This is a genomic window from Chryseobacterium sp. Bi04, from assembly GCF_918698085.1.
In the GTDB taxonomy this organism is placed as follows: domain Bacteria; phylum Bacteroidota; class Bacteroidia; order Flavobacteriales; family Weeksellaceae; genus Chryseobacterium.
In genome coordinates this window covers 243207-255429 of the sequence record NZ_CAKKLP010000006.1, presented here as the reverse complement: position 1 = coordinate 255429, position 12223 = coordinate 243207, and the positions used below count along the sequence as shown (strand labels likewise).

Genomic DNA, 12223 nt, shown 5'->3' with positions numbered 1-12223 from the left:
AGCGAATATATTGAAAAACGGTAAAACAGATGTAATAAAAGAAGGGTATAGCTTGTCCTATAAAAAACGATAATAATTCATGAAGAAAATATTTCTGTCAGGAATACTCCTGCTTCCGGCAATTGCTTTTTCACAAAGTATAACGGGAAAGATCACACAAACCGGAAATGACGTTTCCTACGTTGAAGTGGTAGCTGCCAAAGGTGAGAAGAAACAGACTGTTATTTCGGATGAAAAAGGAAATTATTCACTGAAGCTTTTGGAGAAAGGAAATTACCACATACAGCTTATACAAGAGGGTGTGGAAGTATTCAATAAGGATATTACGGTAAATGGAGACCTGAAACAGGATTTTTTTATTGAAAAAAAGAAAGAAAAACAGATTGAAGGGATTAGTCTTACCGCCAGAAAAAAACTGATTGAGAGAAAGGCTGACCGACTGGTTTTCAATGTTGCCAATTCCTTTGCCTCACAGGGAATGGATGGGGCAGATGCCCTTGCAACCACACCATTGGTTAAAATAGATGATAATACAGGAGTTTCCATTGTTGGAAAAAGTGGAGTGTCAGTAATGGTGAACGACAGGATACTGAACTTTTCACCTACTGAGCTTGTGACCTATCTGAAAAGCCTTCGATCTGAAAATATCGAAAAAATAGAAGTTATTACGTCGCCTCCTGCAAAATATGAAGCACAGGGAAACAGCGGACTGATCAATATTGTGTTAAAGAAGAATCAGAATCTGGGATGGAGTGGGAGCCTTACAACAAGTCTTCAGCAGCAAACTTATACAGGGACTTCCAATAGTGTAACGGTCAATTATCAGAACGAGAAGTTACGTTCTTCATTGAAATTAAGACAGAATAAATATGACAAACATTCATACGAAAATTACTGGATAGAAGGGGCCGATGGTCTTAAAAGTAATGATAACAGAAAAGATTTTGGTCACGGGCTGGGCGCTAACGTAAGCGTTGATTATCAGTTGAGCAATAAATCAAATGTAGGCTTTATCTATGATTATGGATTCGGCCACTCCAATATGAATATCACCAATACGTCGAACTATTTTCAGAATGACAACTATACGAATACACTGCTTACCTATGCAGAACACAGAGCGACAGGTAAGCAGCATACAGCCAGTGCCTATTATGATCTGAAGTTCGGGAAACAGGATCATAAGCTAAGTATTACAGGAAATTATTTCTCCAATGTTCCTGAAACGACCATTGATTTTACAACAACGGAGAGTCTGGGAGACCGTTTTGTGGTAAAATCTCCTTCAACGGTAAATTATAAAATCTATTCCGGGCAGGCTGATCTTACTTTACCCTATCAGTTTGCAAAAACCGAAACAGGCGTGAAGTTCACTAATTTTGATAATAATTCCAATATATCCTATCAGAATCTCATCAATGGAAATTATGTGACAGATCCATTAAAAAGCAATCAGTTTGAATATAATGAGAAAAACTATGCTGCCTATATCAGCCTTGAAAAATCATTCAATGAAAAATGGTCTGCAAAAGCAGGTCTCCGCTATGAATACTCTGTTGTTAACGGAAATTCTTTAACCTCAGGACAGCAGACAGAGAATTCTTATGGAAAATTCTTTCCAACGGCTTATGTTACCTATAAAAATAATGAAAACCATACCTTCAATCTTAATTATTCCAAAAGGATCAACAGGCCCGGATTCCGGGCGATCAATCCATACCGCTGGTACATCAATATCAATTCTTACTTTACCGGAAATCCATTTCTGAAGCCTTCTATCAATCATAATTTTGAATTTTCCTATGTCTACAAGGGAAAACTCTCAGCATCTGCTTATTTTCAGAGAACTTTGGACGCGTTTGGTCAGCTGGCCAACCTGAAAAATGAAAACAGGATCAGTACTTTTGAAAACTACTACAATCAAAACAGTATGGGAATTTCACTCAACTATTCAGATACTTTTTTCAAAAGATGGGAAGCTAATTATTCAGCTAATTATTCTTATATGAATACGGATGTTTTTGCAACCGATGCCGTTTCCAGAAAAGGAAACAGCTATGATTTCGATGTTCAGAATACTCTATCACTTAATAGGAACAAAACCATTCAGCTGATTCTCAATTATTGGTTCCGGTTACCTTCAAATTCAGGGAATGTATATATGGATTTTGCCGGAAATTTTACGTCAGGGCTTAAGTTGAGCTTTATGGAAAGGAACCTTCAGGTGAATGTAATGGTTTCCGATATTTTTAAGCAGGGAAAAAGTGTTGGCAAAATTTATTATACAACAGGAACCCATTCTTACAATAATTATTATGATGCCAGAAGACTGACAGTATCGGCTACCTATACTTTTGGAAATAAAAAGGTAAAAGGAGCCAGCCGTAATGTAAATTTTGATGAAAAGAACAGAGCAAATTAGGAAAGAAAGCTTGAAAAAGTCAGTTGTTATTGGACTTGATGGCTGAAAATTATTGGATATTCTTTTAAATTCAAACCTTATAGGTTTCCAAAACCTATAAGGTTTAGCATAAGGTTAGCAAAAATAGCTTTCAAAAAAAATCCGGAATAATATCTATACTTCTCCCTCAAAGAAATCTTGAAGATATTCTTCTTTACAGGCTTCTTCCCTTGAGGAACCCAGGTATTTTTTCCATGCCCGGGATTCATAATATACAATTCCCATTTCCCAGACACAGTAAGTGGGGAGATGGGTTTTATTTCTGTTCCAGATTTCAAATGTTCCTGAGCCGTCATGGTATACACTTTCCCATAATTCATTTTCACTTCGCCATGTGCAGACCAAAAGAAGGTAGTTTTCACCACACCGGTGCATGATGACAAAGCCAAGGTCATCTATTTCCTGAAAATTTTCTTCGGCATTTTCTATCGCGAGCTGGGCCTTACGGATGTCTTGAGAAGAAATTTCTGAAAGGTTTCCGGCAAGGTCATACCATTTGAACCTGGTCTTTCCAACGTTGAAAATTCCTTTGTGAGAAGCATATTTGGATGGGTAAGCAGTATTTCTCATACATTATTTTGTGTGAAGGATAAAAAGTCAGAATAAAAAAAAGGACAAACAAATTTTTAATCATCTGATTTATCACCTGATATTATAGATTTTATTGATTCTAAATTACCGAAAAAATCCGTAAATTTGTAAACAATTTATATTTATATGTTGACGAAAGAAAAGGTTCAAAATTTCCTTAAAGAAATAGAAGTAGACGATTTAGTGAATAATTTTCAGATTATGGGTGAAGATGTTTATATTGACATGACCGCTCATTCGCCTGCAATGCATGAAAAGAAAAAACTGGAGGCTGCAATGAAGCAGGCTTTTGCCAGTGAGTTTGGAGAAAATGTTCATTTAAAACTTAAAATCGTTTCTCCGGAGCCTAGTGAAATTCAGCAAAGCCAGATCAAAGGAAAACAAATTCCCGGGATTCAAAATATTATCGCTATTGCTTCCGGAAAAGGAGGAGTAGGAAAGTCTACTGTTTCTGCAAATATGGCAGTGACATTGGCTAAAATGGGCTTTAAAGTTGGGTTATTGGATGCTGATATTTACGGACCATCAGTACCTACCATGTTCGATACAGAAGGAGCAAAACCCATTTCTGTAGATGTAGGTGGTAAAAGCATGATGAAACCTATTGAAAATTATGGGGTGAAAATGCTTTCTATAGGATATTTCTCAGGAGCTAATCAGGCTGTTGTATGGAGAGGTCCTATGGCTTCAAAAGCATTGAACCAGATGATCAGAGATGCTGCATGGGGAGAGTTGGATTTCTTATTAATAGATCTTCCTCCGGGAACTGGTGATATTCACTTATCAATTATCCAGGAAGTTCCTGTTACAGGAGCGGTGATTGTGAGTACACCTCAGCATGTTGCACTGGCAGATGTAAGAAAAGGTATTGCGATGTTCCAGATGGAAAGTATTAATATTCCTGTTCTTGGATTAATAGAAAATATGGCGTATTTTACACCGGATGAACTTCCTGAGAATAAATACTATATCTTTGGAAACCAGGGAGCACAGTATCTTGCTGAAGATCTTGGAATTCCTGTATTGGGAGAAATTCCTTTGATCCAGAGTATCAGAGAAGCCGGAGATGTAGGAAGACCTGCAGCGCTTCAGGAGGGCTCTAAAATTGCAGAAATCTATACAGAAACGGCAAGAAAAATGGTTGAAAGCTTAGTAGAAAGAAATAAGAATATTCCTCCTACTGAAGCGGTAAAGATTACCACAATGGCAGGATGCTCACCCAAAGCAAAATAATAATAACTTTCAATTACATTTGAAAAAACCGAATTGAACTGAAAAAATATGGAAACAAATATAACGCACGAAGATACAGTAACACGAGTAATGGAAGCTCTGGAAAGCATCAGGCCGTTTTTGAATAAGGACGGAGGTGATATTGAGCTTATTGATGTGAAAGATAACCAGGTTTTTGTGAAACTTTTAGGTAACTGTTCCGGATGTTCATTGAATTTTTCAACTCTTAAATTAGGTGTTGAAAATACCATTAAACAGCATGCCCCGGAAATTGAAAAAGTAATCAACGTAGAGTAAAAACTACATCGGAGATATTTTTAAGACAGATCTTTTTTTAAGGTCTGTCTTTTTTATTGGTTGATATAAAGCAGGTTTGTCATATGAATTATTTACATTAAGCATAAAAGTAAAAGCTCCAGGTATTTCCGGAGCTTTTGAATTCAATAATAAATGTAAATTACTTTACCATAATTCTCTTAAGATGTCCTTCAGAAGTTTTCACAAGGTAAGCTCCTGTAGAAAGACCGGAAGTGCTGATGGTTAAGGCATTCTTTTCTTTTCCGATCAGCTTTCCTGACATATCATACAGCTCATAATCCTGTTTTCTGTTAAAGTAAAGAATATTTCCTTTGTTTACAGGATTGGGGAATACATTGAATGTTGCTGTTTCAGATTTTATTTCGCCGGTTCCCAGGGTGGGTGATGGGCCTACTTCATAGATAGATAAGGTACCACTGATCTCATTGGCAACAATAACATAGCCTTTATGGATTGTCATATTTTCAGGGGCGATATAGATAATACCTTCAGGTCCGTTATCTCCACCATAGGCAGAAGTAGAACGGGAATGCTTATAATCTGTAAAAGTAGGGTTATCAGGATCTGTAATATTGTAAACCATTACTCCTCCTGTTCTTTCCAGCGTAATGAAAGCGAAGGTTTGTCCGTTGATTGTTCCTAAGGCTACCCCTTCCGGTTCCGGACCTTTTGCACGGCTTCTGTTTTTAACGGCATTGGATTCATTATCAACATTGAAAAGCAATGAATAATGGGCGGCAATATATCTTTCAAACTGATCTCCACTGTCATAAGCTCTTTGTTTTGTATCTGTATTGAAAATAGAGAATGAACGTGCCCCTAATGCTGAGATTTCTTCAAAATCTGTATCTCCATCTGTATTTCCAGTAGCCGATGAAACCCTAAATCTACCCAAATTATGAGTAGCTTTTAATAGAGCGGCCTGAGGAAAAATAGCAGGATCTAAAGTATAATTATTAGCACCTACTGTAGTTCTTTCGCTGTATCCTGAAAGATCTTTTTCATCCCCTTCATTGGCTGTTACAATATAATGGGTATTTCCTACTTTATAGTTCTGTACAGCATCAGGAGTGTAATAAGCTTTTACGGGCCAGTTGGCAATTAATACTTCTCCATTATTATCGGAGGCATCAAAGCCATTACCCGGGAGGCTCATATCTTTTTTGCCCAATCCCCAAATCCCTGTAATAGATTGGGTGGTAAGGTCAATTTCTGCAATGGCATTGTTTTCCTGAAGCGTTACCCAGGCTTTTTGACTGTCTGCACTTACTGTGACATATTCAGGCTCTAAATCCTGAGAAAGGGTATTGTTGGTTCTTACTTTTCTTAATCCGGTTGCTGCTAAGGCTGAAACCTGAGCATCAAAACTGTTGAAATTAAGAGTAGTCACATGAGTTTGCGTAAGGTTACCAATTCCTCCTGAAATATCAATGATGCTTATGGTGCCCTCAGGATCTACGGTGTAAGCATCATTTGGCTCTCCTTCATTAGCCGTAATCACCTTTGTTCCGTCGGGAGTGAAGGTAATCATATCCGGTAAAGCTCCTACAGTAACTTGCTTCAGGAAATTTCCGTTATTATCAAAAAACACTACGGAACCGTTCTGTTGCGGATTGGTATTTGGAGATGCTGCAGCTATGATTCCGTTTTTCACGGCGATACTTGTAATTCCGCCATAGGGAGCCATATTGACTGTTTTGATAACCGAGGGAGTGGAAGGATTACTGAAATCAATAATATCAAACACATCTGTAATAGAGCTGATTGTAAATAAACGCTGTGTGGAAGGATCGTGAACTACAATTTCTGTGGAACTGTTATTATTTCCTGAAGGATCAAAACTTCCGATATAATTCAGCTGTATCTGATTAGACGGAGCCGGGGCCGGTTTATCATTGTCTATAATATAAACTGTTGCAGAATGATCTCCCGAAATGGTTGCTCCGGTTGGATTTTCGAGGCTTACCACAAAATATTCTGCCTGCTGTTCTTCCGTTGCATCATCAATAATAGGAATATTGACAGTATAACTTGTTGTGGAAGGTGTAATAGTGATGGTCTGGTTGGCTAAACTAAAATCATTGCTGTCAGCTGTGCTGAATGGGGCAGGCTTAACAACTAAATTAACTGTCGCCGTTGAGGGGTTGGCTACGTTAATTTTGAATGCCAGGTTTCCTGTATTTTCATTGACTTTTATGAAATTCTTATCCAATGAAATTGTAGTTCCGGCAGCTGTAAAGGTGCTGGAAGTCGCTGATGTAACTCTATTATCACTGAAATCTTCAATGGTATTCGGTGTAAGCGCTGCATAATAAGTCTGCCCCGGCACTAAGCCGGAAGTTGGGATGATGGTGATGATATTGTTGCTGAAAGCTGTACTAAAGGGAACTTGTGTACCAGTAGAGTTTCCCAGACGAAGCTCTACCAGGTTTTGTGCATTAGAATCGTTAATCGCGGAATTATCTGCCAATCTTACATTTTCATTAAAAGAAATAGTAGGGTGAACAGTTGTAGAAGCATTATTTGTGTTGTTTGTAGGGAAATACGTGACTGTGGGAGGAGGAGTGTCAACGCCTCCTGTTGAAGTTGCATCTACAGTAAAATTATCAAAACGGTTGTTTCCGCCTGTTCCTCCTCCTGTTGCAGAGAATTCAACTTTTAATTTAAAATTCGGGTTATTGGAAACACCTGCTACCGCTGAGAAATCAAAACTAATGAGCTGTGGATTGGCATCCTGAGGATTTACAGTCTGATAGGGAGTAAAGGTAGTTCCATCTGTAGAATAAGACCATGCCTGTGTTCCTGCTCCCTGGCCTGATCTTCTTGTCGTGAATTTTATATTCACATTGTCATACCCTGTTGTAGGAAGGTTAAATTGTAATGCACCCCCAATAGGGTTATTAAATCTTAAATGAGTTCCGGAGAGATCCCCATTTCTGGCATTCAGATTACCAATATCGAAGTTTTGTCCTGTACCATTTGCAAAATCTATGACACTGCTGCCACCCGCCAACGCATTCAGTGAGCCGTTAGCCAGTGTGGAAGAAGGTGTAGTGATGGAAGCTGCAGAAGCATTGTTATTAAAATTCCAGTAATGAATAAGGGTCTGTCCGAAAAGCCCGCTTTGAAAGAAGAATGCGGCAATGACAGATCCTTTTAATAAGTAGTTGTTGATCATTTTTTACTTTTATTAGATAAATGCAAAAATGAACTTTATGTTTGTCAACTATCTTAAGGGAATTTTAAGAAATGTTTAAAAAATAGGTTTGTAAAATATTAAATATATGATAGAGGTTAATAAATCATGGAATTATTTATTGACAGACTGACCGGAAAAATTGAGGATACTTCCGGATTTACTTCCTTCCAGAGGGTGTTGCTGCATATAGAAAAATCCTGACACTGCAGTCAGGAGTAAGAGTACAAAAATAACCAGAACAATTCTTTTTAACATGTCTCTCATATCGCTAAATTTTTAATATCTCTAATCTCTAAAGTGGAAGTTGGGTATCCTTTTTGTACAGCATTGATCATTGCTCTTCCCACTTCGTGTAAAGATAATGATTTTGACGGTAAAAAAACAGGAAAAAACCAAATAAAAGGTTTGAAAAACCATTTTACATTCAATTGGCCTTCAATAGGTTTCATAAAACCGGGACGAAAGTTGTAAACATCTTTAAAATTCATCTTTTTTAAAGCATTTTCTGTTTTCCCTTTCACTCTTGCCCACATCATTTTTCCACTTTCCGTACTATCAGTCTGAGCTCCTGAAACATAATTAAAGACCATTTGCGGATTTTGATTCAGGACAGCTTTTGCTATATGAAGGGTGGTATCGTAGGTAATTTTAGTATAATCTTCCTCGCTCATTCCAACGCTGCTGATACCGGCACAGAAAAAACAGGCGTCATAGCCTTTCAGTTTTTCATCATTGATATCTATTGACAAAAAGTCAGAAACAAGATATTCCTTTAGTTTTGAATGCTGCTTTCCTGAAGGTTTTCTGCTTATGCTCAATATTTCAGAAACGTTCGGGTTTTCCAGGCATTCCATTAAAACACCTTCACCTACCATTCCGGTAGCTCCTGTAAGAATTATTTTGATCGGAGTCATTGTATTGCTATTGATAGTTGTAAGACGAATGAGAGATAGGAATTACTTTAAAGTTAGGGATTTTAATTTAAAGAATAAAAAATAAGTAATAAAGAGTAAAGAGTAAAGAGTAAAGAGTAAAGAGTAAAGAGTAAAGATATTGCTGTTAAAATTCAATAGGAGCGGACTTTAGTCCGCTTTCATCTGGAAACATATCTCCTCTGGCTTCAGCCAAAACTTAATTTTAGATAATAAATAAACATTCCCAGCCCTGATTGCAGCGGCATCCTTTTTCCGGAATGGCTGTAAAGCGGCTGCAGAAAAAGATACAGCGGAAAGCAGGAAATAGCTTCTGAAAAACGAAAAACCGGAACAATAGAGCCCGGTTTTCAAATATTATGCTGTGAAAATTATTTTTTATGCTGTAACTGGCTGTATATATTCTGGATCAATCCATCGGCCACAGAAATCTTAGGAACGAAAATCCTATTGATATCTGACCAGGACATTATATTATTGAAAATACGCAGGGCAGGAACTAAAACATCTGCTCTGTCTTCTCTCAGGCTGTAGTTTGTCATCCTTTCATCTACTGAAAGTTCATTAAATTCCTTATATACCTTTTTAAGATGAGATAAAGACATTGGTTTGCCTTCTTTTGTTTTGCTCATGGAGAAAATCTTGTTGATATTTCCTCCTGAACCTATAGCCACAATCGGCTTTTTACTGATAATATTTTTTTTGATCTCCTCTTTCATCTCTTTCCAGTTGTCTGCGGTGACCAGATTATTAAGCAGGCGGATTGTCCCGATATTGAAGGATCTTTCATAGAGCATTTTACCGTTTTCGTAGAAGGTAAGTTCTGTAGAACCTCCGCCTACATCAATGTATAGATAGGCAAAATCTTTATCAAGCCCTTCAGCTACATGGTTCTCATAAATCAGGGTAGCTTCTTCATCTCCGGAAATAATTTCTATATTGATTCCTGATGTTTCCTGAACCTGTCTGATGATTTCATTACCGTTTGCTGCATCACGCATGGCACTTGTAGCACAGGCTCTGTAATGGTCTACTTTATAGATATTCATAAGGTCGCTAAAGATCTTCATGGCATCAATGACCATTTTCTCTCTTTCGCTGCCTATTTTGCCAATGGTGAAAACATCCATCCCCAATCTCAGAGGGATTCTCAAAAGATTGAGCTTAATGAATTCAGGTTTTCTATTATTTATTTTTACTTCATTAATAAGAAGTCGGGCTGCATTACTTCCTATGTCTATCGCTGCGATCTTCATTTTTTATTAGTTTTAGCTTTTAAATATTTATAGGTTTCTATTTGAGAACGGCATTCTTTCTTGTCATTTCTTACATATTCATTGCTCAGTTTCTTATCTAAAATCCTTGCCTTTACATTGTCACTAAGCTGAATATTCAGTATGTCTTTTAATTCTTTTTTAAGGTTTTTGTCTGTAATTCTGGCTGCAGCCTCAATTCTGTAATCAAGATTTCTGGTCATCCAGTCTGCAGAGGAAATATACATATCTTCACTCCCTTTATTATAGAAATACATTACTCTGGCATGTTCCAGATATTCATCAACGATACTTATCGCTTTTATTTTTTCTTTAAAATCTTTTTGGTTAACGGCACAATAGATTCCTCTTACGATGAGCCTTGTAACCACTCCTGCCTTTGCGGCCTCATACAGTTTTTCGATCAGGGATCTGTCGCTGAGAGAATTGGCCTTAACAATAATTTCGGCTCTTCTTCCTGCTTTAGCTTCTTCAATCTCTTTATCAATATGATGAACAATCTTTTCACGCATAAATTGTGGGCAAACCAATAAATTTTTGCAGGTTTTCAGTACCGGGAGATAATCATCTTTTGGTTTTTTCAATACACTGAATACTTTATTAATGTCTGCCATAATGCCACGGTCAGTGGTCAGCAATAAATGGTCTCCGTAGATTTTTGCTGTTTTTTCATTGAAATTTCCAGTGCTGACAAATCCATATTGGATGGTTTTATTGTGGGCTCTTTTTTTGATGACACAAAGCTTGGCATGAACCTTTTTGTTCGGAAGTCCTACCAGTACTGTAATTCCTTCAGGTTCCAGCATATCCTTCCATTTCAGATTGGATTCTTCATCAAATCTTGCCTGAAGCTCCAGCATGACCGTTACTTCTTTGCCATTTCTTGCAGCATAGATCAGGGCATTAATGATTTTGGAGCTGCTTGCCATGCGGTAGGCGGTGATCTGTATAGATTTTACATCCGGGTCCATTGCGGCTTCACGCAGAAGATCGATTACCGGATTGTATTTATGATAAGGGAAGCTGAGAAGGACATCGTCTTTTAAAATAACATCTGTCACTCTTTCTCCATGTTCAAAAGCCTGATGGGTAAAAGAAGTTCTTTCTACCGGTCTTTCATAGGTTTCAAAAACATCAGGAAAGTCCATGAAATGCTTGAAGTTATGGATTTTTCCTCCCGGAATAATACTGTCTTTTTTAGTAAGGTTAAGCTTTCTGATCAGGAGCTCCAGCAGGGCCTTATCCATATCTTTATCAAAAACAAAACGGGTGGGTTTTCCTTTTCTTCTGTTTTTGAGACCTTTTTCTATTTTTTCTGCAAAGTTGGTACGGATGTCATTATCCAGGTCCAGTTCAGCATCTTTTGTAACTTTAAAGGCATTGGCTGCAAATTCATCATAGCCAAAATATGAGAAAATGTGAGGTAGATTGAACGTGATGACATCTTCCAGCAGCATTACATTTTTCTCTTCAGGATCTTCGGTAGGAAGGAGTACAAATCTTCCGACAAAGCGGGAAGGTATTTCAATAATGGCATAATTGCTGGAATACTGCCAGTCTTTTTTTCTCATGGCAACACCCAGATAAAGGCTTTTGTCCCTCAAATAAGGCATGGGAGTGTTTTCATGAAGCAAAATAGGAATTACATTAGATTCTACCACTTCATCAAAATAGTTTCTGACAAATTCTTTTTGCTTTGCGGTCAGATTTTTAGAATTTTTAATGAAAACTTTATGATCAGCCATCTCTGCCTGAATTTTTTTCCAGGTTTTATCGAAATTCAACTGATGCCTCATTACAATATCATTAATGTGCTGAAGAATTTTGGAAGGGGGCTGATAGAAAGATTCAGCGATCACTTTTTCCTTAAAATCCATGGCACGCTTTAATCCGGCAACACGTACTCTGAAGAATTCATCCAGGTTGTTGGAAAAAATTCCGAGGAAACGTATTCTTAAATGAAGAGGAACTTTCTCATCCATAGCTTCCTGTAAAACTCTTTCATTGAAGGCAAGCCATGTAATATCTCGCGGATTAAAGTGTAATGACATTCTTAAATGTATATAATTTATCAAAAATAATAATTCGTAAAGTTTCTGACTCTATTTATAAGGTTAAACTTTGATTAATTTTTAAAGAAGAGTGAATTATTGCTTTTTGGTTGATAATAATTATCTGTAGATGATCGTGAATCAATATATTTTTATTTTATAAT

Annotated in this window: 9 protein-coding genes; 3 read left to right on the top strand and 6 right to left on the bottom strand. The window is 37.2% G+C overall.

The window, feature by feature from the left end; genetic code table 11:
• The first annotated feature begins 79 nt into the window (after positions 1-79).
• The gene (locus tag LQV47_RS12310) at positions 80-2422 is read left to right on the top strand and encodes a TonB-dependent receptor (protein ID WP_230037265.1); all 2343 of its coding nucleotides are present in this window, start codon (positions 80-82) and stop codon (positions 2420-2422) included.
• A gap of 153 nt (positions 2423-2575) precedes the next feature.
• On the opposite strand, the gene LQV47_RS12305 is transcribed toward LQV47_RS12310, so the two are convergent.
• On the bottom strand, positions 2576-3031 hold the full coding sequence (locus tag LQV47_RS12305) for a hypothetical protein (RefSeq protein WP_230037263.1): 456 nt from the start codon (positions 3029-3031) through the stop codon (positions 2576-2578).
• A 147-nt stretch (positions 3032-3178) separates the two neighbouring features.
• Between LQV47_RS12305 and LQV47_RS12300 the strand changes: the two genes are divergently transcribed.
• On the top strand, positions 3179-4285 hold the full coding sequence (locus LQV47_RS12300; RefSeq protein WP_230037261.1) for an Mrp/NBP35 family ATP-binding protein: 1107 nt from the start codon (positions 3179-3181) through the stop codon (positions 4283-4285).
• 48 nt (positions 4286-4333) lie between these two features.
• On the top strand, positions 4334-4582 hold the full coding sequence (locus LQV47_RS12295) for a NifU family protein (RefSeq protein ID WP_002977212.1): 249 nt from the start codon (positions 4334-4336) through the stop codon (positions 4580-4582).
• Between the two features lie 160 nt (positions 4583-4742).
• Here LQV47_RS12295 and LQV47_RS12290 read toward each other — a convergent pair whose 3' ends face one another.
• From LQV47_RS12290 to ppk1, 5 genes are all read right to left on the bottom strand, one after another.
• Positions 4743-7781 carry a choice-of-anchor I family protein gene (locus LQV47_RS12290; RefSeq protein WP_230037259.1) on the bottom strand — a complete coding sequence of 1013 codons (3039 nt, stop codon included), beginning with the start codon at positions 7779-7781 and terminating at the stop codon, positions 4743-4745.
• A 132-nt stretch (positions 7782-7913) separates the two neighbouring features.
• Positions 7914-8066 (bottom strand): hypothetical protein, encoded by a 153-nt coding sequence (locus LQV47_RS12285; protein ID WP_209804973.1) that lies wholly within the window; start codon positions 8064-8066, stop codon positions 7914-7916.
• Complete coding sequence (locus tag LQV47_RS12280) at positions 8063-8716, bottom strand: NAD-dependent epimerase/dehydratase family protein (protein WP_230037257.1); 654 nt, start codon at positions 8714-8716, stop codon at positions 8063-8065. The genes LQV47_RS12285 and LQV47_RS12280 overlap by 4 nt, the downstream gene beginning before the upstream one ends.
• Positions 8717-9105: 389 nt before the next feature.
• Complete coding sequence (locus tag LQV47_RS12275) at positions 9106-9990, bottom strand: exopolyphosphatase (RefSeq protein ID WP_230037255.1); 885 nt, start codon at positions 9988-9990, stop codon at positions 9106-9108.
• Positions 9987-12059: a polyphosphate kinase 1 gene (gene ppk1, locus LQV47_RS12270; RefSeq protein ID WP_230037253.1), complete on the bottom strand. Its 2073-nt coding sequence runs from the start codon at positions 12057-12059 to the stop codon at positions 9987-9989. The genes LQV47_RS12275 and ppk1 overlap by 4 nt, the downstream gene beginning before the upstream one ends.
• Between the last annotated feature and the right edge of the window lie 164 nt (positions 12060-12223).

Excerpts from the sequence above, each read along its gene's own strand:
- LQV47_RS12310 (WP_230037265.1), top strand. The coding sequence starts at position 80 with ATGAAGAAAATATTTCTGTCAGGAATACTCCTGCTTCCGGCAATTGCT.
- LQV47_RS12305 (WP_230037263.1), bottom strand. The coding sequence starts at position 3,031 with ATGAGAAATACTGCTTACCCATCCAAATATGCTTCTCACAAAGGAATT.
- ppk1 (WP_230037253.1), bottom strand. The coding sequence starts at position 12,059 with ATGTCATTACACTTTAATCCGCGAGATATTACATGGCTTGCCTTCAAT.
- LQV47_RS12275 (WP_230037255.1), bottom strand. The coding sequence starts at position 9,990 with ATGAAGATCGCAGCGATAGACATAGGAAGTAATGCAGCCCGACTTCTT.
- LQV47_RS12300 (WP_230037261.1), top strand. The coding sequence starts at position 3,179 with ATGTTGACGAAAGAAAAGGTTCAAAATTTCCTTAAAGAAATAGAAGTA.
- LQV47_RS12280 (WP_230037257.1), bottom strand. The coding sequence starts at position 8,716 with ATGACTCCGATCAAAATAATTCTTACAGGAGCTACCGGAATGGTAGGT.
- LQV47_RS12285 (WP_209804973.1), bottom strand. The coding sequence starts at position 8,066 with ATGAGAGACATGTTAAAAAGAATTGTTCTGGTTATTTTTGTACTCTTA.
- LQV47_RS12295 (WP_002977212.1), top strand. The coding sequence starts at position 4,334 with ATGGAAACAAATATAACGCACGAAGATACAGTAACACGAGTAATGGAA.
- LQV47_RS12290 (WP_230037259.1), bottom strand. The coding sequence starts at position 7,781 with ATGATCAACAACTACTTATTAAAAGGATCTGTCATTGCCGCATTCTTC.